Annotated in this window: 20 protein-coding genes and 2 tRNA genes; 10 read left to right on the top strand and 12 right to left on the bottom strand. The window is 72.7% G+C overall.

Annotated features, from left to right (window positions below):
- Positions 1–188: 188 nt before the first annotated feature.
- From clpX to ACFVQ3_RS07880, 8 genes are all read right to left on the bottom strand, one after another.
- Positions 189–1,460: an ATP-dependent Clp protease ATP-binding subunit ClpX gene (gene clpX, locus ACFVQ3_RS07915; protein WP_138824872.1), complete on the bottom strand. Its 1,272-nt coding sequence runs from the start codon at positions 1,458–1,460 to the stop codon at positions 189–191.
- Between the two features lie 148 nt (positions 1,461–1,608).
- The gene (locus tag ACFVQ3_RS07910; RefSeq protein ID WP_030150967.1) at positions 1,609–2,325 is read right to left on the bottom strand and encodes an ATP-dependent Clp protease proteolytic subunit; all 717 of its coding nucleotides are present in this window, start codon (positions 2,323–2,325) and stop codon (positions 1,609–1,611) included.
- 50 nt (positions 2,326–2,375) lie between these two features.
- On the bottom strand, positions 2,376–3,002 hold the full coding sequence (locus ACFVQ3_RS07905) for an ATP-dependent Clp protease proteolytic subunit (RefSeq protein ID WP_387637195.1): 627 nt from the start codon (positions 3,000–3,002) through the stop codon (positions 2,376–2,378).
- A 194-nt stretch (positions 3,003–3,196) separates the two neighbouring features.
- Complete coding sequence (locus tag ACFVQ3_RS07900) at positions 3,197–4,498, bottom strand: hypothetical protein (protein ID WP_387637193.1); 1,302 nt, start codon at positions 4,496–4,498, stop codon at positions 3,197–3,199.
- A 221-nt stretch (positions 4,499–4,719) separates the two neighbouring features.
- Positions 4,720–6,108 (bottom strand): trigger factor, encoded by a 1,389-nt coding sequence (tig, locus tag ACFVQ3_RS07895; RefSeq protein ID WP_387637191.1) that lies wholly within the window; start codon positions 6,106–6,108, stop codon positions 4,720–4,722.
- A gap of 308 nt (positions 6,109–6,416) precedes the next feature.
- The gene (locus ACFVQ3_RS07890) at positions 6,417–8,504 is read right to left on the bottom strand and encodes an acyltransferase family protein (RefSeq protein ID WP_387637188.1); all 2,088 of its coding nucleotides are present in this window, start codon (positions 8,502–8,504) and stop codon (positions 6,417–6,419) included.
- Positions 8,501–8,701, bottom strand: coding sequence for a hypothetical protein (locus ACFVQ3_RS07885; RefSeq protein ID WP_387637185.1), 201 nt, complete (start codon positions 8,699–8,701; stop codon positions 8,501–8,503). Before ACFVQ3_RS07885 ends, ACFVQ3_RS07890 begins: the two co-directional genes overlap by 4 nt.
- Positions 8,698–10,449, bottom strand: a complete 1,752-nt coding sequence (locus ACFVQ3_RS07880; RefSeq protein ID WP_387637183.1) for a glycosyltransferase — start codon at positions 10,447–10,449, stop codon at positions 8,698–8,700. Before ACFVQ3_RS07880 ends, ACFVQ3_RS07885 begins: the two co-directional genes overlap by 4 nt.
- A 254-nt stretch (positions 10,450–10,703) precedes the next feature.
- On the opposite strand from ACFVQ3_RS07880, the gene ACFVQ3_RS07875 reads away from it, so the two are divergent.
- Positions 10,704–10,895 (top strand): hypothetical protein, encoded by a 192-nt coding sequence (locus tag ACFVQ3_RS07875; RefSeq protein ID WP_387637180.1) that lies wholly within the window; start codon positions 10,704–10,706, stop codon positions 10,893–10,895.
- Positions 10,896–10,898: 3 nt separating this feature from the next.
- Here ACFVQ3_RS07875 and ACFVQ3_RS07870 read toward each other — a convergent pair.
- Positions 10,899–10,972: transfer RNA gene (locus tag ACFVQ3_RS07870), tRNA-Pro, on the bottom strand.
- A gap of 120 nt (positions 10,973–11,092) precedes the next feature.
- Between ACFVQ3_RS07870 and ACFVQ3_RS07865 the strand changes: the two genes are divergently transcribed.
- The 7 genes from ACFVQ3_RS07865 (at position 11,093) to ACFVQ3_RS07835 (ending at position 17,667) form a co-directional block, all read left to right on the top strand.
- Positions 11,093–12,637 (top strand): hypothetical protein, encoded by a 1,545-nt coding sequence (locus ACFVQ3_RS07865; protein ID WP_387637177.1) that lies wholly within the window; start codon positions 11,093–11,095, stop codon positions 12,635–12,637.
- 69 nt (positions 12,638–12,706) lie between these two features.
- Positions 12,707–12,780, top strand: a tRNA-Gly gene (locus ACFVQ3_RS07860).
- A gap of 601 nt (positions 12,781–13,381) precedes the next feature.
- Positions 13,382–14,317, top strand: a complete 936-nt coding sequence (gene cysK, locus ACFVQ3_RS07855) for a cysteine synthase A (protein WP_138824888.1) — start codon at positions 13,382–13,384, stop codon at positions 14,315–14,317.
- The gene (epsC, locus tag ACFVQ3_RS07850; protein WP_387637175.1) at positions 14,317–14,925 is read left to right on the top strand and encodes a serine O-acetyltransferase EpsC; all 609 of its coding nucleotides are present in this window, start codon (positions 14,317–14,319) and stop codon (positions 14,923–14,925) included. Before cysK ends, epsC begins: the two co-directional genes overlap by 1 nt.
- Before the next feature lie 103 nt (positions 14,926–15,028).
- Positions 15,029–15,382 carry a GntR family transcriptional regulator gene (locus ACFVQ3_RS07845; protein ID WP_387637173.1) on the top strand — a complete coding sequence of 118 codons (354 nt, stop codon included), beginning with the start codon at positions 15,029–15,031 and terminating at the stop codon, positions 15,380–15,382.
- Positions 15,379–16,380 (top strand): DUF1648 domain-containing protein, encoded by a 1,002-nt coding sequence (locus ACFVQ3_RS07840; RefSeq protein WP_387637170.1) that lies wholly within the window; start codon positions 15,379–15,381, stop codon positions 16,378–16,380. The genes ACFVQ3_RS07845 and ACFVQ3_RS07840 overlap by 4 nt, the downstream gene beginning before the upstream one ends.
- A 252-nt stretch (positions 16,381–16,632) precedes the next feature.
- Positions 16,633–17,667: an LLM class F420-dependent oxidoreductase gene (locus ACFVQ3_RS07835; RefSeq protein ID WP_387637167.1), complete on the top strand. Its 1,035-nt coding sequence runs from the start codon at positions 16,633–16,635 to the stop codon at positions 17,665–17,667.
- A gap of 67 nt (positions 17,668–17,734) precedes the next feature.
- Here ACFVQ3_RS07835 and ACFVQ3_RS07830 read toward each other — a convergent pair whose 3' ends face one another.
- A complete protein-coding gene (locus tag ACFVQ3_RS07830; RefSeq protein ID WP_387637165.1) occupies positions 17,735–18,127 on the bottom strand; it encodes an MGMT family protein in 393 nt (130 codons plus the stop codon).
- 84 nt (positions 18,128–18,211) lie between these two features.
- Here ACFVQ3_RS07830 and eis point away from each other — a divergent pair, with 84 nt between their 5' ends.
- Positions 18,212–19,552, top strand: coding sequence for an enhanced intracellular survival protein Eis (gene eis, locus ACFVQ3_RS07825; protein ID WP_387637162.1), 1,341 nt, complete (start codon positions 18,212–18,214; stop codon positions 19,550–19,552).
- Positions 19,553–19,640: 88 nt separating this feature from the next.
- On the opposite strand, the gene ACFVQ3_RS07820 is transcribed toward eis, so the two are convergent.
- Positions 19,641–20,669 (bottom strand): Fpg/Nei family DNA glycosylase, encoded by a 1,029-nt coding sequence (locus ACFVQ3_RS07820; RefSeq protein WP_387637160.1) that lies wholly within the window; start codon positions 20,667–20,669, stop codon positions 19,641–19,643.
- Between the two features lie 39 nt (positions 20,670–20,708).
- The gene (locus ACFVQ3_RS07815) at positions 20,709–21,167 is read right to left on the bottom strand and encodes a ribose-5-phosphate isomerase (protein WP_387637158.1); all 459 of its coding nucleotides are present in this window, start codon (positions 21,165–21,167) and stop codon (positions 20,709–20,711) included.
- 59 nt (positions 21,168–21,226) lie between these two features.
- On the opposite strand from ACFVQ3_RS07815, the gene ACFVQ3_RS07810 reads away from it, so the two are divergent.
- A complete protein-coding gene (locus ACFVQ3_RS07810; protein ID WP_387637155.1) occupies positions 21,227–23,281 on the top strand; it encodes a M13 family metallopeptidase in 2,055 nt (684 codons plus the stop codon).
- Positions 23,282–23,581: the final 300 nt, after the last annotated feature.

The raw sequence follows: 23,581 nt of genomic DNA, 5'->3' as shown, positions 1-23,581 counted from the left end.
ACGGCACGGCGAGGCCCGTCCCCACAGCGAGGCCCGACCTCGCGGCGCGGCCGCCATGCACCGCACGGCGGGTCCCGCCCGCACAGCGCGGCGCACGCACCGTGGGGCGAGGCACGCGCACCGCTCGGCAGGTGCATGACGAAGGGCCCCGGAACCGAGGTTCCGGGGCCCTTCGTCGTACGTTCTCCCTACGCGCTCTTCTCGCGCGGCGCCCGCTTGATCGCGGACCGCGGGACGAGGGTCGGGTTGACGTTGTCGAGCACGGCCTCGCGCGTGATGACCACACGCTCGACGTCGTCCCTGCTGGGGACGTCGAACATGGCCTGCTGGAGGACCTCCTCCATGATGGCGCGGAGCCCGCGGGCGCCCGTGCCGCGCAGCAGCGCCTGGTCGGCGATCGCGCTGATCGCGTCGTCCTCGAACTCGAGCTCGACCCCGTCGATCTGGAACATGCGCTGGTACTGCTTGACCAGCGCGTTGCGCGGCTCCGTCAGGATGCGCACGAGCGCCTCCTGGTCGAGCTTCGCGACCGACGTGATGATGGGCAGGCGTCCGATGAACTCGGGGATCAGCCCGTACTTCTGCAGGTCCTCGGGGCGCACCTCGGCGAAGAGGTCCGCCTCCTCGTGCGAGTCCATGGGAGCGCCGAAGCCGACCCCGCGCTTGCGCGAACGGGTGGCCACGATCTCGTCGAGCCCGGCGAACGCCCCTGCCACGATGAACAGGACGTTGGTCGTGTCGATCTGGATGAACTCCTGGTGCGGGTGCTTGCGGCCGCCCTGCGGGGGAACCGAGGCGGTCGTGCCCTCGATGATCTTCAGCAGGGCCTGCTGCACGCCCTCGCCCGACACGTCACGCGTGATCGAGGGGTTCTCCGACTTGCGGGCGACCTTGTCGACCTCGTCGATGTAGATGATGCCCGTCTCGGCCTTCTTGACGTCGTAGTCGGCGGCCTGGATGAGCTTGAGGAGGATGTTCTCGACGTCCTCGCCGACGTAGCCCGCCTCCGTGAGGGCCGTGGCGTCCGCGATCGCGAACGGCACGTTGAGCATCTTCGCGAGCGTCTGCGCCAGGTACGTCTTGCCGGTGCCCGTGGGGCCGATCAGCAGGATGTTGGACTTGGCGATCTCCACCTGGGAGTCGTCCGAGGGGCGTGCGTGCTCCCCGGCCTGGATCCGCTTGTAGTGGTTGTAGACGGCCACTGCCAGCGCCCGCTTGGCGGCGTCCTGCCCGATGATGTACTGCTCGAGGAAGTCGAAGATCTCCCGCGGCTTGGGGAGCTCCACGAGCCCGAGCTCTGCCGCTTCCGACAGCTCTTCCTCGATGATCTCGTTGCAGAGCTCGATGCACTCGTCGCAGATGTACACGCCGGGGCCCGCGATGAGCTTCTTGACCTGCTTCTGGGACTTACCGCAGAAGGAACACTTCAGCAGGTCTGCACCATCTCCGATCCGAGCCACTACGAGCCTCCTAGCCTCGGTCTTGCTCTTGCGCTGGGACTGAGGCCCCTGCGATCTGGGACGACACGCGCCGACCTACCACCATTGCACACCACCGGGGGCCCGTTGTCAGCCGGGCACCCCGGTGGGTCGGGGGGAAATGTCGAGATCAGGGCTTGTTCTGGATGACCGGCTTGCGGCTCTCCAGGACCTGGTCGACCAGGCCGTACTCCTGCGCCTGCTTGGCGGTGAGGATCTTGTCACGCTCGATGTCCTCACGGACCTGCGCGACGTCGCGGCCCGAGTGCATGGCCAGGGTGTCCTCGAGCCACTCGCGCATGCGGATGAGCTCGTTCGCGTGGATCTCGATGTCCGAGGCCTGCGCGTAGCCGCCACCCTCCATCGCGGGCTGGTGGATCAGCACGCGGGCGTTGGGCAGCGCGAGGCGCTTGCCGGGCTGGCCGGCAGCGAGCAGCACGGCCGCGGCGGAGGCCGCCTGCCCGAGGCACACGGTCTGGATCTGCGGCTTGATGTACTGCATGGTGTCGTACAGCGCCGTCATGGCCGTGAACGAGCCGCCGGGCGAGTTGATGTACAGGATGATGTCGCGGTCCGGGTCCTGGCTCTCCAGGACGAGGAGCTGCGCCATGACGTCGTCCGCCGACGCGTCGTCGACCTGGACGCCCAGGAAGATGATGCGGTCCTCGAACAGCTTGGTGTACGGGTCCTGGCGCTTGAAGCCGTAGGCCGTGCGCTCCTCGAACTGCGGGAGCACGTAGCGCGAGGACGGCGCGCCGTGCGGGAGGGCGATGCCGCCGCCGGCGCCCGCGCCCGCGAGGCGCTGAGCGGTCGAGATGTACTGGGATTCCTGGCTTGCGTAGCTCAAGGTGTCTCCTCGGGTGGGATCGTGGGTGGGGGTCCGGGGCGTCGGTGAGCTCAGCTGCTCGCCGTGCCGCCGCCACCCGTCACCGACGAAGCGTTCGTCACGACGTGGTCGATGAAGCCGTACTCGAGGGCTTCGGGCGCCGTGAACCAGCTGTCACGGTCGTTGTCCTTGAGGATCTTCTCGAGCGGCTGGCCGGTCTGCTCGGCCGTGAGCTCGGAGAGCACCTTCTTCATGTGCATGATGAGCTGCGCGTTGATGCGCACGTCGGTCGCCGTGCCGCCGATGCCGCCCGAGGGCTGGTGCATCATGACGCGGGCGTGGGGCGTCGCGTAGCGCTTGCCCTTGGTGCCCGAGGAGAGCAGGAACTGGCCCATCGAGGCGGCCATGCCCATCGCGATGGTCGCGACGTCAGGCTGGATGTACTGCATCGTGTCGTAGATCGCCATGCCGGCCGTGATCGACCCGCCCGGCGAGTTGATGTAGAGCCAGATGTCCTTCTCGGGGTCCTCAGCGGCGAGCAGCATCATCTGGGCGCAGATGGCGTTCGCGTTCTCGTCGCGCACCTCCGAGCCCAACCAGATGATGCGCTCCTTGAGCAGCCGGTTGTAGATGGAGTCGTTCAGGCCGAGTCCCGGCCCCTCGGCTCGTGCCACCGGAAACTGATCGCTCACGTCCATCTCCTTCGTCGATCCCTCAGTCGCTCGCGACGCTCGAACGTCGCGGCTGGTCGGTTCGTCCGTCTGGACGGACTCACCGTTGCTGTGACCCTAACGCGGGCAGGGAGCGGAAACCGTCCCGATATCCGGGGTTTTCGCTGTGGGCGCAGGAAGGCCGCCCCGGCTGCCCGACGGCGTCGCTCGCCGCCCGCCGGTCACGCCCCCCGGGCGTCGCGCGGCGCCCCTCCGGGGTTGCGCGGCCAGAACGCCCACGCAGCGTTGAGCACGCAGAGCACGGCGAAGAACCACCCCCGTACGGGGCTGTCGAAGTACGTGAACATGGCCCAGGAGACCCCGCCGATGATGGGGATCGCGAGGATCTGCCACGTGAGGAACCACCACGGCCTGCGACGCCGTGCACCCTCGAGGTCCAGCCCGGCCGCACCGAGCTTCCGCGCCACGGGGTCGTCCTCCCCGGTCGCGCTGTCCGCCATGATCGACCGCAGGAACGACCGCGGATGCTCCACGACCGCGCCCGGCAGCTCGTCGAGCCGGAGGCGCCCGTGCAGTGCGGGCAGCACCTCGGCCGGCAGGGCCAGGATCGCGGCGAGCCGGTCGAGCGCGTCGGCGGGGTCCCGTTCGGAGAGGAGCTCACGCAGGGCGGCGGCCCGCTCGCCGTCGATCCCGAGGGCGTGCGCGACCTCCTGGGCGTCGCCCGGCTCGAACATGATCTGGTCGAGCACGACGTCCGCGACGGACTCGTCGTCGACGCTGCCGTCCTGCCGCGTGGGGTCGACGACGTCCCAGCCGGGACCGAACTCGTGCCCCACCACGGTCTTGCCTGCCACGACGAGGAACCCGGACCACCCTCCGTTGACCCACAGGTGGAGCACGGGCCCCTTCGTCGGCCAGGTCGCCACCTGGGAGACGTCCTGCGTCGACTCGAGCCCGGTGACGATCGCCGCGCCGCGGGTGGTCGCGGTCGCGGGCACCGTCACGAAGCGCACCGGCGCCTTCGCGGTGTGCGCGAGCATGGCCGACTCGTGCGGCGGGAAGTCCGCCACGACCACGTCCCGGTACTCGAAACCGACGGAGAGCATCCCGCTGGTGTCCGGGAACGCCCCTTCGTCGAACGAGAGCGAGGTCCCCATCCTGGCGTCGCCGAACGTGGCGTCGAGCGCGCGGTGCAGCTCCCCGGTCCCGGCGGCGACCACGAGCGTCCATCCCGTCTCGGGGTCGGACAGCAGGACCTCCTCGCCGTCGCCGACGACCGTCGGCTCGCCGACCTGCGTGCGGCGGACCACCACGGGTCGGACGTCGTCGCCCTGCGGCGCGGCGAGCAGCTTGGCGACCACCCAGCCGTCGACGCCCACGTGCCGTCCGGCGATCGTCGCACCGACGACGCCCGCCGCGCGCAGCACGTCGGCGAAGGCGTGCGCGACCTGGACCGTGTCGCCACCGGGCGGGACCCGGACGGCGGCGAAGCAGAGCTCGAAGGACGGTCGGCGACGAGACATGGCGGGCTCCCCCGGGTGGCGGCCTGGGCCGCGGGACTGGTGACGGATCGGGCCCGCTCGGAAGGCCCCGCGCTGCGTCGACCGCGGCAATCTACCGTCTGGCCGGGCTGCCGAGGAAACAGGCGCGCCACCTCGCCCGGGACGACGGCGGCCCCCACCTCCGCGAGGGAGGTGGGGGCCGGCGTCGGGCGGCTCGGGGAGCCGGGGTGTCGTGAGGAGGATCAGGCCTTGTCGGCGGCTGCCTCGTCCTCGGAGACGACCTCGATGCCCTCTTCGTCGGTGATGTCGGTGACGTCCTCACCGGCAGCGGCGGCCGCGGCGTCAGCGGCAGCGTCCTCCTCGTCCGAGCCGATGAACTCGCTCAGGTCCACGACCTTGCCCTCGGAGTCCTTGACCTCGACCTGGCGCAGGGCCACGGCGAGCGACTTCGAGCGGGCGACCTCGCCGACCATGGCGGGGATCTGGCCGCCCTGGTCGAGCGACTGGATGAACTGGTTCGGGTCCATCCCGTACTGGCGCGAGGCGTTGACGAGGTAGTCCAGCAGCTCGTTCTGGGCGACCTTGATCTTCAGCTGCTCCGCGAGCGTGTCGAGGAGGATCTGGCTCTTGAGCGCCTTGGCAGCGTCGACCTCGACCTCGGCGCGGTGCGCCTCGTCCTCGAGGCGTCCCTCGGACTCGAGGTGACGGTGCACCTCGGCCTCGACGGCACCCTGGGGAACGGGGATCTCGGTGTTCTCGAGGAGGTGCTCGACGAGGGCGTCGCGGGCCGCGACGGCCTGGTTCGAGGTCTTGATGCTCGCGACCTGCTCGCGCAGGTCCGCCTTGAGCTCCTCGATCGTGTCGAACTCGGACGCGAGCTCGGCGAACTCGTCGTCGGCCTCGGGCAGGTCGCGCTGCTTGACCGAGGTGGCCGTGACGGTGACCTCGGACTCCTTGCCCTCGTGGTCGCCACCCGCGAGCGGCGCCTTGAAGGTCGTGGTCTCGCCGGCCGACAGGCCGGTGAGCGCCTCGTCCAGGCCCTCGAGCATGTTGCCCGAGCCGATCTGGTAGCTGATGCCGGAGACCGAGTCGATCTCCTCGTCGCCGATGACGGCCTTCAGGTCGATGACGACGAAGTCGCCCTCGGCGGCCGGGCGGTCGACGCCGACCAGCGTGCCGAAACGCTCGCGCAGCGCGTCGAGGCGCTCGGCGATGTCGTCGGCGGAGACCTCGGCGGCCTCGACCGTGAGCGTGACCGAGTCGAGCGCGGGGATCTCGATCTCCGGGCGGACCTCGACGGTGGCCGTGAAGTGCAGCGCACCCTCGGCGTCCAGCGGGACCTCGGTCACCTCGACGTCGGGCTGGCCGAGCGGGCGGATGCCCGTCTCGTTGACGGCCTGGCGGTAGAAGCCGGACAGGCCGTCGTTGATGGCGTGCTCGAGCACGGCAGCACGACCGACGCGCTGGTCGATGATGCGCGCGGGGATCTTGCCCTTGCGGAAGCCGGGGACGTTCACCTGCTCCGCGATGTGCTTGTAGGCGTGGTCGATGCTCGGCTTGAGCTCGTCGTACTCCACCTCGACGGTCAACTTGACCTTGGTGGGGTCCAGGGTCTCGACGGCGCTCTTCACTTCGATGATCTCCAACTGATCGGGGAGCCGACGTGCGGCAACGGGGTGCGTGCATGTCCCGCCGGTTGCAGCGGGACCTGTTCGAACGTTCATCGATCGGTGGCAGACGCTGACGCCTGGTCGATCGCGTCGCCTCGAGCGGTGCGGCGGGAGCCTCGGAGGGCCTCCGCCGGAAAGGGCGCACGGACAACCCGTCCATGGTACGCCACACCTCGTGGGCGCCGACGCGCGGAGCGGGGAGACGGCCCGGACGAGGCGGCGGCACCGGACACCGACCCGGCCCGACGCCACCGCCTCGTCCGTCGCCGTCACCCGCCGAGCGCGCTCGTCTCGACGAGGCGCCGCTCGAGCTCGGGGCGCAGCGCCTCGACGGCCGTGGCCGTCAGGTGGCTCCCGTCGCGATACAGCAGGAGCCCGCCCAGGACGGCCGGGCACCGGTCTCCCGTCCCGCACACGACCCCCGAGACGTCGACGACCTCGACCCCCGGCACGTCGCCGAGGGCGACGTCGACGAGCAGCGGGTCTGCCCGCAGCGCCTGCGCCCGCGGGAACGAGCAGGCGTCCCAGTCGTCGAGCGCCCCCGAGACGCAGCTCGGGACGTCGACCTCGGGCGTGGGCGTGTCCCGCAGGTAGACCACCGGCACCCCTGCGCCGGCGAACCGTCCGAGCGTGCTCTCCCAGGCCGCCTCCCGCCGGTCGGCCGCCTCCTCGTCGTCGAAGTACGCCGCGCTCGACCCCACGATCACGACGTCGGCACGAGCGGCGACCCGGTCGATCTGCGCGTCGCGCCACGTCTCGCAGTGCTGCGACTCCTGGAGCATCGTCTGCGGCAGGTCGGCGGGGGTGCACCCGCCCTTGGTCACGATCGACAGGTGCCATCCCTGCACGATCGCGATGTCGCGCAGCGCCCCGCTCCACTGGAACGCCTTCGAGTCGCCGAACAGCACGACCTCGCGCCCGTCGGGCGGTCCGACGACGCACTCGGCAGGCCAGTCCGTCGAGCTCAGGCTCAGCGACCCCAGGCACGGGGTCTCCGACGGCGGGGCGTCCAGCGCGGCCTGCGTCAGCCCCGGGGTGACCGGCCCGCCCGTCCGTGCGAGCGCGGCCGGCTCGAAGATCGTGTCGAGCCGCACCTGCGTCGAGGTGGCCTCCTCCCCCTCCAGGCGGGCGTACACGGCCGAACCCGCACCGAGGCTCGCGGTGAGTGCGAGCACGACGCCCGTGAACCCCACCGAGTAGCTCGCCGACGGTCGCAGCGCGACGACCTGCGAGCGCCGCAGCGGCGACTCGACCCCCTGGAGGACGAGCCAGGCCACCCCGCCCGCTGCGAGGGTCAGGACCACGCGCTGAGGCCAGGTGAGCGGCCCCCAGGCCGCGTCGGCCAGGACGAGCACGGGCCAGTGGACGAGGTACCAGGCGAAGGACAGCCGCCCGACCGCCCGGACCGGGGGCAGCGCGAGCAGGTGCCCCACGCTCCCCCGGGCCGTGCGGACCGCTGCGGGGACCGCCAGGATCGCGACCGTCCCGAGCGTGGGCCACAGTGCGGCCGTCCCCGGGAAGGGCGTCGACTCGTCGTACGCCAGGGCCGACCACACGACGGCGCCGAGGCCGGCCCACCCTGCCAGGGTCCACGCGACGCGCCGCAGGGCGGGACGACCACGACGCACGGCGAGGCCACCGGGATCGAGAGGAGCGACGCCGTCGGGCGTGCGGAGCACAGCCGCCGCCAGGAGACCTCCCAGCCCGAACTGCCACGCCCGCGTGAGCGGCGACATGTACGCGAGCGCCGGGTCGCTCGAGGTCAGCACGAGCGAGACGGCGAACGACGCGACCGTGCCGACCGCCAGCACCGCGAACGCCCCGGGCAGCGGGCTTCGCCGCAGGCGCGCCGCGACCGCCCCGACCAGCGCGAGCAGCAGCGGCACCACGAGGTAGAACTGCTCCTCGACCGCGAGGGACCAGTAGTGCAGCACGGGGCTCGGCGCCGCCGCGGCCGCCATGTAGTCGGTCTCCTGCGCGATGAAGCGCAGGTTCGCGACCTGGAGCGCGCTCGCGACGACGTCGACCATGGTGTCGCGCGCCCGCAGCGGCGGCAGCACGAGCCACGCCGCGAGCGCCGTACCCACCAGGACGACCGACGCAGCGGGCAGGATGCGGCGCGCCCGGCCCGCGAAGAACGCGGGCAGCGCGATCCGCCCGGTCGACGCCAGCTGCCGCAGCAGGATCCCGGTGATGAGGAACCCGGAGATCGCGAAGAACACGTCGACCCCCACGTACCCGCCGAGCACGCCCGGCACCTCGGCGTGGAAGAGCAGGACCAGGACGACGGCGAGCGCGCGCAGTCCTTCGACGTCCCCCCGGAAGCCGGGCCGTGCCCGCCCGGTCCGGGTGCTCACAGCGCCTCGATCATGGGGTCGAAGACCCCGGCCGCGACGAGCCCGGCGAAGGCCAGGGCCGCCGTGAGGGCGACGACCGCGGGCCACTGCAGGGAGCCGTGGGGTCGGGGCGCCGCGGTCGCGCGGACCGGGGCGACCACATGGTCGGTCTCGTGGACCGTGGCGTCGTGGGCCACGTCCCTGCCGGGCGCGCTCACGCGTCCACCTCGGTCGCCGGGGCCGTCGCGGGCCCCGACGACGCCGGAGCCGCGCGGTCCTCGGGGGCGGCCGGTGACCGACGGGCGACCAGGACCTGGAGCCCCGCCACGACGAGCGGCACCGAGACGTAGGCGTAGAAGGCCGCGAGCACCACCATGGCCCAGTAGCTGTCGACGCCGTGCGCGGCGGCTCCCCGGACGATCCCCACGGTCCACGTCACCGTCCCGACGACGAGCGTCACCACCATGACGCGCGCGATGGTCCGCGCGAGGGCGCTCGACGACCCCCTGCCCCCCGTCGGGACCCAGCCCGCGTGGTGACCGATCACGGCGTGCCCCAGCACCACGAGGTGGCTGAAGCTCTGGGCGAGCTGGACCCGCAGGACCTCGGGCCGCCACCGGGTGCGGTGGACGACCGGGTACAGGACGAGCAGCACCCACAGGCTCGGGAGGAAGACCAGGAAGCTGGACGGGCTGACCTGCTCGGGGTACCAGAAGCACATGACGACCGACGGCACGTACAGGTTGAGCGCGAAGAGCGCCGTCTCGGAGTAGTAGACGAAGCCCGCCCAGACCGCGAGACGCTGGCGCCGGTCGAGACCCGCCCGAGCCTGCGCCCCGTCCGCGACGAGCGCCACCGAGCCGTTGGCCCAGCGGTACTGCTGGGTCAGGAACGGGCCGAGCTCGTCGGGGCACAGCCCGCGGGCCAGGCGCACCGGCACGAAGCGGGTCACGAAGCCCGTCCGCAGCAGCCCGATCCCGGTGTACATGTCCTCGCTGTGGTCGATCTCGGGGAACCCGCCGATCGTGTCGAGCGCCGAACGGCGGTACAGGGCGTTGGTGCCGCAGCAGACCGTGGCGCCGTAGCGGTCGCGCGACGGCTGGACCCAGCGGTAGAAGATCTCCTGGGTCGCACCGGCCGTGCGCTGGAGCCACCCCATGCGCTCGTCGGTGTCGAAGTCCTGGGGGCTCTGGACGATGCCGACGGCCGGGTCGTCCAGGTACGGGACCAGGTGGTGCAGGAAGTCGGGCCGCGGGCAGAAGTCGGCGTCGAAGATCGCGATCACGTCGCCGCTCGTGAGCGCGTAGGCGGACCGCAGGTTGCCGGCCTTCTTGAGGTGCCCCCTGTCGGGGCGGACCCGGTAGCGGAACCCGTGCTGCTTCGCCAGGGTCGCGACCCGGGGGTCCGCGCCGTCGTCGAGCACCCACACCTCGACCACGCCGGGCCACTCGAGCCGTGCGACGTGACCGAAGGTGTTGTCGAGCACGTCGCCGTCCTCGCCGCACACGGGCAGGTAGACGTCGATGCTCGGGTAGGTCGCGGGTGCCCAGCCGGCGACCGCTCGCTCGTGCGAGGCACGCGTGACGCGCCCCTTCGCGGTACCCGTCAGGAGCCAGAGCGTGATGCTCACGAGCGTCAGGCCGACCGTGAGGTAGAGCCACCACAGCCACGGCGAGCGGGCCGCGAAGACGCACACCGCCACGAGGATCGGGAGCGTCGCGACGACCCCCACGGGCTGGACCCAGCGCTGGGCGCGGGTGAGGTCCTGGTAGACGTCCTCGTCGGCGGGCGGCGACGGCAGCAGGCGGTGGGCCTCCGTCGGCGGGCGCGTCGGGGGTGCGAGGTGGTGGTCGGGCTCGGGGGCCGGAGCCGCGCCCCCGTGGAGCGGGCGCCCCGACCGGTCGTGAGGGGCCGGTGGACGACCGGCCTGGTGCGGGGTGGGTCTCGTGCCGTGCAGCAGTGTCACAGGTGTTCTCCGCTTCGATACCAAGTGACGCCCGAGGGCGTGGGATGGCTCGCCGCGGCGACGCTGACTCGGCGGCAACCGGCCCGCAAGCCGATATGGGAGGAACGCTAACGATTTACGGTCGGGCGTTCTTGACAAAACGACCAAAACCACAGGACGTCTCATCCCATAAGACAGATTGATGCGTTTTGTCAGGTTGCTGCAGCGATCACCCGCTCTTGCAGGCGCGATCAGAGCCGACCGGTCGGTAGTTCGTGACGCCCGCGGCGACGCTCGCGGTCCTCGCGGTCCTCGCGGTCCTCGCGGTCCTCGCGGTCCTCGCGGTCCTCGCGGTCCTCGCGACGCTCGCGACGCTCGCGGCGCCCGGCCCCCAGCCCGGCTGGGCAGCGTGCGGGAACGACGAAGGCCCCCGGCTCTGCGCAAGGCAGTGCCGGGGGCCTTCGTGATCGTCGGGGTGACAGGATTTGAACCTGCGACCTTCCGCTCCCAAAGCGGACGCGCTACCAACCTGCGCCACACCCCGAACGTGCCGTCCAGCGCCGGGAGGGTCCGCGAGGACCGTCGAGGGCGACAGGCACTCGGCAAGTGTACGGGGTCGTCGTGGTAGAAATGCGCCACTGTTCCGACGTCGACGGGTCCACCGATGAGCTCCGCCACACCACCCAGCGTCGCCTCCGCCACCGCGGCGGGGAGCGCCCCCGCAGCGGGGGCCTCCCCCGCGGTCGTCCCCGAGGTCCGGGTGCCCGCGCCGGGCACCACGTCGGGATATCTCGTCTTCGGCACCGGGCGTCTCGACGAGTCGTACGCGCGGGGCGGCGTCGTCCACCTCGTCGAGCACCTCGTCATGCGCCGCCTCGGGCCGCTGGACATCGAGGCCAACGCGACCACCGCGCCGCACCACCTGTCGTTCGAGGCGCACGGCACGCCGACCGTGGTCAAGGAGTTCCTGGAACGCGTCGTCGCCACGATCGCCGGGCTCGGCACGCTCACGGACGCCGAGGCCCTCGCCGAGAAGCGCGTGATCGACCACGAGATGAGGTCGTGGAGCCCGCACCCCTCCCTGTACGCGATCCGCGAGCGGCTCGGCGTGCGCGGCGAGGCCCTGGGCGCGGTCGACCCGCCCGGCCGGTGCTTCCTCACCACGGCCGAGGTGATCGACCACGCGCGCGAGCACCTCGTGCGCGAGAACGCCGTGCTCGTGATAGTCGGGGAGGCGCCCGAGGGCATCGACCTGGGCGCCCTCCCCGCGGCCGGGACGGCGCGCCCCGGCCGGGGGGCACTCACCCTGCTCCCGCTCGTGACCCCGGGCTTCGTGCGCCGACCGGGAGCACCGGTCAGCATCTCGGTGCTCGGCTCGCGCGCCGACCCGCGCCACACCCTCGCGGTCAACGTCCTCGACGTCCTGCTGTACGAGCGGGTGCGTACCGAGGAGCAGCTCGCCTACCTGGCGGAGGTGGACACGCAGGACCTCGACCACGACCTGAGCCAGGTCACCTTCGTGTGCGACGCCGTCGAGGACGGCGCAGCGGTCGCGGTCCTCACGGTCGTCCGCCTCCTGCGCAGGATCGCGGCCGAGGGCCTGCCCGACGGCGTGCTCGAGCGAGGACGGCACCGGGCGCTCGCCCTGCTCGACCACCCCGGCTGGATCGCGGCGCGTGCGCACGAGGACGCTGCGCGCGCGCTCCTGGGACGCCTCGTGGTCCCGCTCGACGAGGAGCGCGACCAGGTGCTCGCGACCTCGGGCGAGGACGTGCGGTCCTGGCTCGCCGACGCCCTCCCGAGCCTGCTCGCCGTCCTGCCCGACGAGAGCGACCCGAAGCTCGAGGCCGAGCTGCGCTCGATGGGCCTCGTCCTGGCTGACCCACCGCCACCACCGCTGACCGGAAGGTCCTTCCGCCCGAAGCCGTTCCGCGGGACTCCCGCCGCGTTCCGGCTCGTCCTCGACGAGCACGCGATCGGCGTCGTCGGACCGGAGCTGAGCGTCACGGTGACCGACGAGGACCTGGTGGGTGTCGAGGACACCGCCGAGGGGTTCCTGGTCGTCGGGGTCGACGGGACGACCATCCCCGTCACGGTCCGCGACTGGTGGGGTGCGCGGGCTCCGCTCGCCGCCTACCTCGCGCGCGTGCCGGCCGGCCTGCGCATCCCCGACGCGGCGACCTGCCCCTGCCCGCGGCCGGATCGGTGACACGAGGAGCGCCGGAACTTTGCTAAGGTAGCGCCGCAGACCTCGCCACCACGGCGGGCGTTCCTCTGCGCGGATGTAGCTCAATGGTAGAGCCTCAGTCTTCCAAACTGATCACGCGGGTTCGATTCCCGTCATCCGCTCCAGCGCGACACGACGGCGGCCCCGAGAGTCTCGGGGCCGCCGTCGTCGTTCCTCCACCGTTCCCCCGCCGCGGCGGGAAGGAATGCCGGCCTCGCCGCGTTGGGCCGACATGCCCCCTTCCAGGGACCACCCCTCGCGGGACCGCGCTCCGGCACCCTGCGCACGGAGCCGTGCGCCCCGCACGGGCCGTGACCCGGGCGCCGGACGAGACGTCGGCGCGGGGCGACGGTGATGAGACAGCATTGCAGCGCGGTCCGGGGGCCGATAGCCTCGGGCCAGGCACCAGGACGCCGCAGGGCACCGCACCGCTACGGCAGCGGTCGGCACCTGCGAGCGACGACACAGGACGAGGAGGGCGACCATGACCACGCGTCACGCCGACTCCTCCCGCGCGGTGAGCACCCCCGCGCGCGCCCTGTCCTGTTGTCCGTGTCGCCCCTGTCGCTAGAGCGCCCCCTCCCCCACGGTCGGCGCTCCGTCCGACGACAGGCCCCCGTGGCGCGTCCTGCCCGGCGCAGCCTCGTGCCACCCCCGCACAGCTCCCGCTGATCCCCCCTCGGTCCCGGCTCCCGGTCGCGGACCACCAACGATGAAGAGGAAGTCATGGCACGCATCTACGACGACGTCACGAAGCTCGTCGGCAACACGCCCCTCGTCCGTCTGAACAAGCTCACCGAGGGCCTCGGCGCCACGGTCGTGGGCAAGCTCGAGTTCTACAACCCGGCCAACTCGGTCAAGGACCGCATCGGTGTCGCGATCATCGACGCGGCCGAGGCCTCGGGCGAGCTCAAGCCGGGCGGCACGATCGTCGAGGCGACCTCCGGCAACACCGGCATCGCCCTGGCCATGGTCGGCGCGGCCCGTGGCTACGACATCGTCCTGACGATGCCCGAGACCATGTCGAAGGAGCGTCGCGCCCTGCTGCGCGCGTTCGGCGCCGAGCTCATCCTCACGCCGGGCTCCGAGGGCATGAAGGGGGCCGTCAACAAGGCCGACGAGATCGTGGCCGAGCGCGAGGGCGCCATCCTGGCCCGCCAGTTCGCCAACGAGGCAAACCCGGCGATCCACCGCGCCACGACGGCCGAGGAGATCTGGGCCGACACGGACGGCGAGGTCGACATCGTCGTCGCCGGCATCGGCACGGGCGGCACCATCACGGGCGTCGGCCAGGTCCTCAAGGAGCGCAAGCCGGGCGTGCAGATCGTCGCGGTCGAGCCCGAGGAGTCCGCGATCCTCAACGGCGGTGCCCCGGGCCCGCACAAGATCCAGGGCATCGGCGCGAACTTCGTGCCGGAGATCCTCGACACGACCGTGTACGACGAGGTCATCGACATCAACGCCGAGACCGCCGTCGAGTACGCGCGTCGCGCCGCCAAGGAGGAGGGCCTGCTCGTGGGCATCTCGTCCGGTGCCGCGATCGCCGCGGCGCTGCGCCTCGCGGAGCGTCCCGAGAACGCCGGCAAGCTGATCGTCGTGATCATCCCGTCGTTCGGCGAGCGCTACCTGACCTCCGTGCTGTACGCCGACCTGCTGGACTGATGAGACCTCCCAGTCCACTGCGACGCTTCCTGAGAGTCCTCAGGGAGGACCTCGAGGCCGCCCGCCACCGCGATCCCGCGGCGCGCAGCGGCCTCGAGGTCGCGCTCGTCTACCCCGGTCTGCATGCGGTCTGGACCTACCGGCTCACGCACCGCATGTGGCGGGAGCCAGCCCTGCGCCTGCCCGCGCGCGTCCTCGCCCAGATCGCACGGGCGGCCACGGGCGTGGAGATCCACCCGGGAGCGAAGATCGGGCGACGCCTCTTCATCGACCACGGCATGGGCGTGGTCATCGGGGAGACGGCCGTCGTGGGCGACGACGTGCTGCTCTTCCACGGGTCCACCCTGGGCGGTCGGTCGATGAAGCGCGGCAAGCGGCACCCGACGCTGGGTGACCGGGTCGTCGTGGGCGCGGGCGCCAAGATCCTCGGGCCGGTCTGGGTCGGGGACGACGTCCAGGTCGGGGCGAACGCGGTGGTCGTGAAGGACGTGCCGGCCGGGTCGGTCGCCGTGGGCGTCCCCGCGCGCAACCGTGTCCCGCAGCCGGCCGTGCCACCCACGGTCGACCCGGTCGAGGACCCGTCGCTGCTCATCGAGTACGTGATCTGAGCCGCTGAGGTCCGGTCCAGGAGAGGGGCGACGCCGTGCGCGTCGCCCCTCTCCTCAATCACTGTTGTTCTAGTTGCACAGTAACAACTAGTAGTATCGCCCCATGATCTTCCGCATCGACCCGACCGCGGGCGAGCCGCTCTTCGCGCAGCTCGCGGCTCAGGTGCGCCTCGCGGTCGCCGCGGGCACCGTGCGTCCGGGCGAGCGGCTCCCCGCGGCCCGCGACCTCGCGGCCTCGCTGGACCTCAACGTCCACACCGTGCTGCGCGCCTACCAGGACCTGCGCGACGAGGGTCTGGTGGACCTGCGCCGAGGTCGTGGCGCGGTCGTCACGGCCCAGGCCGCGCACGACTACACCGACCTGCGAGCGGCGATCGACGCCGTCGTGCGGGAGAGCCGCGCGCTCTCCCTTCCCCCCGAGACCACCCTCGCCCTGCTCAAGGAGGCGCTGCGATGACCAACAGCACGACCGGCGACGGGCACCGGCCCCCTGCCCCGCACCGCCTGTCCACCACGCTCCTGGGGCTGGTGCTGCCCCTCGCGATCCTTGCCACGAGCGCCGCGGTCGCGTTCTCGTGGCGAGACGACCTGCCCGACCCGGTCGCGACGCACTGGGACGCCGCCGGGACCGTCGACGGGTTCGGGTCGCTCGCCGCGAGCGTCACGGTCCCGCTGGCGATCGGCGCGGTCCTCGCGGTGGGCTTCTGGCTCGTCGGCTGGTTCCTCGGCCAGTCCGCGTCGAACCGCCGGATGGCCGTGGGGGTCAGCGCGGGCATGGCGACCTTCCTGGGCGCGACGCTGCTCGGCACGCTCGCCGCACAGCGAGGGCTCGACGACGCCGCGCAGGCCTCCGACGTGGGCGCGGCCATCGCGGTGGCGCTCGGTGCTGGCCTCGTGGTGGGTGTCCTGGCCGGGGTCGTCGCACCGCGCGACGCCCGTCGGCCCGCGCTCGGCCCGGTCTCGCCGACCGACCCGCGCGCGCCGCTGGGCGACGGCGAGCGCGCCGCCTGGATCCGCACGGCCCGTGGCGGCCCGGGCATGGCCGTCGCCGGGGCCGCCGTGGTCGGGACGCTGGTCCTCGTGGTCGTCACGGGCCTCTGGTGGATGATCCTGGTCCCCGTGGCCCTGGGGCTGGTCATGGCCGCGATGATGTCGTGGACCGTGACGGTCGACGCGTCGGGGCTCGAGGTCCGTTCGGCGCTCGGGCTGCCGCGGACGTTCGTGCCGCTCGACGAGGTCGAGGGCGCGCGCGAGGTCCCGGTCGACCCGTTCCGGGAGTTCGGCGGCTGGGGGTGGCGCGCGGGTCGCGGGGGACGCGTGGGCATCGTGGTCCGCAAGGGGCCGGGCCTGGAGGTCCGGCGCACGGGCGGGCGGGTGCTCGTCGTGACGGTCGACGACGCCGCGACCGGGGCGGCGCTCCTCACCTCGCTCGCGGACCGGGCACGGCACGCCTGACCACCCCCGGCGCACCGCGGGACGCACCCGGCGACGGCACCGGCACGCCTGGCAGGGTGGCGTCGTCGGGCGGCACCGGTGGACCGGCCTCGCGGCCGGCAGCTCGACCCGTCCCGCGACCGGTTTCTCGGCCGGCACGGTAGATTGAGCGGCGGTTCCCAGGACTCCCGGTCCTGGGAACTGTCGCTCGACGCACGTCGAGCCCGCGGACCCGTCCGCACCTCAGCGCCGAGGAACCAACGAGGAGAACGCATGCGCATCGGCATCCACACCGGCTACTGGTCGGCCGGTCCCCCGCCCGGGATCCAGGAGGCGGTCGTCGCCGCGGACCGCCTCGGGGTCGACTCGGTCTGGACCGCGGAGGCCTACGGGTCCGACGCGTTCACCCCGCTCGCCTGGTGGGGCTCGCACACCTCGCGCATCCGGCTCGGCACCGCGGTCGCGCAGATGTCCGCGCGCACCCCGACCGCGACCGCCATGGCCGCGCTCACGCTCGACCACCTCTCGGGCGGCCGGGCGATCCTCGGGCTGGGCGTCTCGGGGCCGCAGGTCGTCGAGGGCTGGTACGGCCAGCCCTACCCCCGACCGCTGGCCCGCACGCGCGAGTACGTCGAGATCGTGCGCGACGTGATCGCCCGCCAGGGCCCCGTGACCTACGACGGCCAGTTCTACCAGCTCCCGTTCACGGGCGAGGGGACGACGGGTCTCGGCAAGGCGCTGCGCTCGACCGTGCACCCGCTGCGGCCCGAGATCCCGATCCACCTCGCGGCCGAGGGGCCCAAGAACGTCGCGCTCGCGGCCGAGATCGCGGACGGCTGGCTGCCTCTGTTCTACAGCCCCCGCATGGACGCGATGTTCCGCGGGCTGCTCGACGACGGCTTCGCGAAGCGCTCGGCCGACCGCTCCCCCGCAGCCGACTTCGAGGTCTCGGCGACCGTCCCGGTCGTGGTGGCCGACGACGTCGAGCAGGCCGCCGACAAGGTGCGACCCTTCATCGCGCTCTACGTGGGCGGCATGGGGGCCAAGGGCGCGAACTTCCACCGCGACGCGCTCGACCGGCTCGGGTACTCCGACGCGTGCGACGAGATCCAGGCGCACTACCTCGCGGGGCGCAAGGCCGAGGCCGTCGCGGCGGTCCCCACGGCGCTGGTCGAGGACGTGGCCCTCGTCGGCCCCGCGGCCAAGATCGCGCGCGACCTCGAGGCGTGGCGCGCGACCGCGGTCACGACGCTCCTGGTCCAGGGGGACCCGACGGCGGTGCGCACGGTCGCTGCTCTGCTGGCCTGACGCTCGAGCCGCCCGAGTGCGGAGCAGCTGTCGCGTCTCGCCGACGCGCACGACAGCTGCTCCGCACTCAGCGGTCCGTGTCCTGCTCCGGGAACCAGACCGCCCTCCGCAGGTCCACGCGCTCGCCGCCCGGGCGCAGCGGGCAGCCCTCGGCGCGCAGGTTCGCCAGCGCCGTCGCCAGGTGGTGGGCCGGGGGTGAGCCCGCCGCGTTGACGACCCGCCACCAGGGCAGCCCTGGGCCGCCCGGGCCGTCGCCGTCGGAGCGCGCGAGCACCTGACCCACCTGCCGCGGACCACCCCGCCCGAGGGACTCCGCGACGATCTCCGCGACGAGCCCGTATGTCATGGCCCGCCCGGCAGGGATGGTCTCGACGAGCGCCAGCACCGCGTCCGCGTACTCCCGTCGCGCTTCGACGCGCACGTCGTCCTGCTCGATCGACTGCTCCCGCGCCTGGCCCACCGGGCGAGCGTACCCGCGAACCTGGTCGCGGCACGCGGTCTAATCCTCTGGCCCGCTCCCCCGCCCCGCCGTGATGATGGGTCCATGACCGAACCCACCCACCGTCCCCTGCCCGCCGGCTACCGCCTCACGCCGCTGACGGAGGCGGACAAGCGCGCCGTCCTCGAGGTCGACACCTGGGCGTTCCCGTCCGAGGTCGACCTCGACGAGCAGGTCCAGCACCCGCTCCCGCTCACGTGGTCCCGGACGTTCGGGGTCGTGAGCGAGCACGAGGACGCCGACGCCGTCCCGTTCGACGGCGCCGTCCCGACCGTGAGCGAGCTCGCCGCCATGCACGCCTCGTACCCGTTCGCCGAGTTCCCCGTGCCGGGTGCGACGCTGCCCGTGAGCGGCCTGACGTGGGTCGGGGTCCATCCTCAGCACCGCCGTCGAGGCATCCTCAGCGCCATGATCGACGTGCACTTCGAGCAGGCGAGGGCCGCTGGCGAGCCGGTCTCGGCGCTCTTCGCGGCCGAGGCCGCCATCTACGGCCGGTTCGGCTACGGCCAGGCCGCCCAGGACCTGCGCCTGACGATCCCGCGCGGCGCGGCCCTCCGGGACGTCCCGGGCGCCGACGAGCACACGGTCCGCATCGAGAAGGCCGACCGGGCCCGCCACGGCGAGCTCGTCGACGCGCTGCACCGCGCGGTGGGAGCGGACCCGGGCGGGCACGGCACGGGCGTCAACCGGCCCGGCTGGGTCACGCGCGAGTCGCCCGAGCTCCAGGAGGCCTGGTGGTCCGACCCTGCGGCGTTCCGCAGGGGCCGCGAGTCGCAGCGCATCGTCGTCGTCGAGCGCGACGGCGAGCCGCGCGGCTACGCGACGTTCCGCCGCAAGCTGTCGTGGGAGACCACCGGCCCGCGCGGCACCGTGAGCACGGGCGAGGTCGTCGCGCTCGACGCCGCCGCCGCACGCGCGCTGTGGGGCGTCCTGACGGACCTCGACCTGACGAGCGAGGTCGAGCCGTTCATGATCCCCGTGGACGACGTCGTCACGCACCTCCTCGTGGACCCGCGGGCCGCGGCGGGGCGGGTCGCGGACAACCTGTGGGTCCGGGTGCTCGACGTCCCCGTCGCCCTCGCGGGGAGGCGGTACGCGGGCGACGTCGACGTGGTGCTGCACGTGACCGACGCGCGCGTCCCCGACAACACCGGGCACTGGCGCCTGCGTGCCACGGCGTTCGGTGCTGCGACGTGCGAGCGCACCGAGGACCCGGCCGACCTGTCGCTCGACGTGCGTGAGCTCGGCTCGGCGTTCCTGGGCGGCGTCTCGCTGGCCTCGCTCGTGACCGCCGGGCTCGTGGCCGAGCACAGCCAGGGTGCTCTTGCCGCGGCGAGCGCCGCGTTCGGGTGGCCCGTGGCGCCCGTCTCGAGCTGGGTGTTCTGACGGCCCGGCGCCGAGTGCGTGGTTCGGCTGCGGCTCGCCGGGCGTGTCGCAGCCGAACGATGCACTCAGCGGCCGGACAGGTCCCGGGTCACCGCTGGCACGTCGGGCACCAGTAGAGCTTGCGACCCGCGAGGTCCTTCATGAGGACCGGCGTCCCGCAGACGCGGCACGGCAGGCCGTCGCGGTGGTAGACGTAGAACGCCTGGTCGGCGGGCACGGACCCGGCGGTGCCGTCGGTGTTCTGGCGCACCCCCTGGCGCCCCGTCCCGGGGCGACCAGGCGCTCCCGGGGGCGCGGCGCCGTCGGGATCGCGGTCGCCGGGACGGGTCGTGACGATCGCACCCGTGGTCGCGCCGTCGCGCATGAGGACGACCAGGTCGTCCCAGATCCCCCGCAGCGTCTCGGCGGGCACGTCCCTGCCCGGGGTCAGCGGGTCCAGGCCCGCACGGAACAGCACCTCCGCGCGGTAGATGTTGCCGACTCCCGCGACGACGTCCTGGTTCATGAGGAGCTGCCCGACGGTCGTGCGCGAGCGACGGACGGCCGCCACGAGGCGGTCGGGGCCGCCCGCAGGGGCCGGGTCGTCCCGGATCGGGTCGGGGCCCAGGCGCGCCTCGACCGCGCGCACCTCGTCCGCCGCGACGACCTCGCAGGCCGTGGGACCCGTGAGGTCCGCGACCGCGTGCTCGCCGACCAGGCGCACCCGCACCGCGCCACGGGGCGCGGGAGGAGCCCAGTCGTCTCCCGCGGCGGGGAGCGACGCGAGAGGGCCGGCCGGGACCGAGTCCCGCTCGCCGATGCGCTTGCGCGGCGCACCGATCGCGTGCACGACGGCGGCGCTCCCGTCGCCCGCGAACGTCCAGGCCCCGTAGAGGCCTAGGTGGACGCGCAGCCAGCGCAGGTCGTCGTCGCTCGGCGCCTCGGTGCGTGCCGAGGGGTCCGCGAAGCCCAGAAACATCTGCTTGCCCCACGCACGGGACGCGACCAGGCGAGCGCCGTCGAGCAGCGCGGCCCCGGCCGCGAACCGGCCCTGCGGGCTCGAGACCGCCAGGACCTGCCCCGCGAAGAGCTCGGCGAACGTGTGCGCGAGGCGGTGGACGGTGTGACCCTCAGGCACGGGCCGCACCGTCCACCGCGTGCACGGGAAGGACGGACGTCACGCCTGGTGGCGCGAGGCCTCGTAGGCCGCAAGCTGGTCGATGCGGCGCTGGTGGCGCTCGTCACCGCTGAACGGCTCGGCGAGGAACGCGTCGACGAACGACGTCGCCTCCTCGACCGTGTGCTGGCGCCCGCCGACCGAGACGACGTTGGCGTCGTTGTGCTGGCGGGCCAGCCTCGCGGTGTCGAGGTTCCAGGCCAGGGCGGCGCGCACGCCGTCGACCTTGTTGGCGGCGATCTGCTCGCCGTTGCCCGAGCCGCCGATCACGACGCCGAGGCTGCCGGGCTCCGCGACGACGGCCTCGCCGGCCGCGATGCAGAACGACGGGTAGTCGTCGAGGGCGTCGTACTCGTGGGCGCCGTGGTCCACGACGTCGTGGCCCGAGCTCTTGAGGTGCGTGACGAGGTGAGCCTTGAGCTCGTACCCCGCGTGGTCCGCTGCAATGTGAACGCGCATGGGTCCATCATCCCCGATGCGCTCCCCGCCCGCGCCCCTGCTCGCATAACCTGAGACGCATGACACAGACCACACCCTCCGTCACGGGCGGGGACCTGACCGCCGCGGGCGCTGCGCGGACGACGACCTCCGGCATCGACCTGTCCGCCCTCGACCCGGCCGTCCGCCCGCAGGACGACCTGTACCGGCACGTCAACGGCCGCTGGCTCGAGACCCACGAGATCCCCGCCGACCGGTCGATGGACGGCGCGTTCCGCGCGCTGCACGACCAGGCCGAGGAGCACGTGCGCGAGATCATCAAGGACGCCGCCGCCGCGGTCGATGCCGGGAACGCCACGGGCGTCCAGGCGCAGATCGGCGCCCTCTTCGCGAGCTTCATGGACACCGGCACGATCGAGGCGCGCGGCGTGAGCCCGCTCGCGCCGGACCTCGCGCTGCTCGCCGCCGCCACGAACCAGGCCGAGCTCACGGGCGCCCTGGGCGCGCTGCAGCGCACGGGCGGGGCGGGCGCGTTCGGGTTCTGGGTCGACAACGACGCCAAGGACCCCGAGAAGTACGTCGCCTACCTGTACCAGGGCGGGCTGGGCCTGCCCGACGAGGCGTACTACCGCGAGGAGCAGTACGCCGAGATCCGTGCGAAGTACGTGCCGCACGTCGCGCGCATGCTCACGCTCGCCGGCGTCACGGCGGACGCGTGGGGCGCGTCGCCCGAGGACGCGGCCGAGCGGGTGCTGGCCCTCGAGACGCAGCTCGCGGCGCACCACTGGGACGTCGTGCGCGACCGCGACGCCGACCTCACGTACAACCCCATGACGCTGGGCGCCCTCGCCGGCTCGGCCCCCGGCTTCGACTGGCACGCGTGGGTCCTGGCCCTGGGCGCCCCCGCGGGCTCGCTCGACTCGCTCGTGGTCCGCGAGCCCGGTTTCGCGACGGGCTTCGCGGAGCTGTGGCAGTCGGTCCCGGTCGAGGACTGGAAGCTGTGGGCCGTGTACCACCTGGTCTCGGCACGCGCCCCCTACCTCACGGACGAGTTGGTCGAGGCGAACTTCGACTTCTACGGCCGCACGCTCTCGGGGGCGCAGGAGGTCCGTGAGCGCTGGAAGCGCGGAGTCTCGCTCGTCGAGGGCGCCCTGGGCGAGGCCGTGGGCGAGGTGTACGTCGAGCGGCACTTCCCGCCCGCGCACAAGGCGCGCATGGAGGAACTCGTCGACTACCTCGTCGCGGCGTACCGCGAGTCCATCGAGGGTCTCGACTGGATGACCGAGGAGACGAAGGTCAAGGCGCTCGCCAAGCTCGAGGCGTTCACGCCCAAGATCGGGTACCCCGTCAAGTGGCGCGACTACTCGGCGCTCGTGATCGAGGCCGACGACCTGCTGGGCAACGTGCGCCGCTCCAACGCGTTCGACCAGGACCGCGAGCTGGGCAAGATCGGCAAGCCGCTCGACCGTGACGAGTGGTTCATGACCCCGCAGACGGTCAACGCCTACTACAACCCGGGCATGAACGAGATCGTCTTCCCCGCGGCGATCCTCCAGCCGCCGTTCTTCGACCCGGACGCCGAGGACGCGGTCAACTACGGCGGGATCGGTGCCGTGATCGGCCACGAGATCGGGCACGGGTTCGACGACCAGGGCTCCAAGTACGACGGCGACGGGCGCCTCGAGGACTGGTGGACGCCCGAGGACCGGGCCGAGTTCGAGGTCCGCACCAAGGCCCTCATCGCCCAGTACGACGCGTTCCGCCCGGTCCAGCTGCCCGACGACGGCCCGCACGTCAACGGTGCGCTGACGATCGGGGAGAACATCGGCGACCTGGGCGGTCTGTCGATCGCGCTCAAGGCCTACCGCATCGCGCTGGGCCGTCCCGTGTCCGAGGCACCCGTGATCGACGGCTTGACGGGCATCGAGCGCGTCTTCCTCGGCTGGGCCCAGGTGTGGCAGTCGAAGGGCCGTGACGAGGAGGTCGTGCGTCGCCTCGCGACGGACCCGCACTCGCCCAACGAGTTCCGCTGCAACGGCGTGGTGCGCAACCTCGACGAGTTCTACGAGGCGTACGACGTGTCGGAGTCCGACGCGCTGTACCTCGCCCCTGCCGAGCGCGTCCGTATCTGGTGACACCGTGACGGCGCGCGTCTCGCGGCGTCGCACCTGAACGGCCGAACGGCCGGTGCAGCCCCCTCGGGGTGCTGCGCCGGCCGTTCGTCGTCTCGCGCGGGTCCGGGGCCGGGGACGCCCCGCGCACCCCCCTGCCGACCGTCCCGGCGTACCGGGCAGAACACCCCATTCCTTGTGAAGAAACGTACAAGGCGCTTGATTCCGGGCCTCGCGAGCCTTCGGCAAGAACCCAACCGCTCGGTAAGTACGTTCGCGCACTCAGGTCCGACCACTCCACTACTCAGGTCTGCTCGACCCCCT

The sequence above is a fragment of the Oerskovia sp. NPDC057915 genome, assembly GCF_042887685.1.
Taxonomy (GTDB): Bacteria; Actinomycetota; Actinomycetes; order Actinomycetales; family Cellulomonadaceae; genus Oerskovia.
Note: the sequence above shows the minus strand (reverse complement) of the source record. Positions and strands in the feature narration are given on the sequence as shown.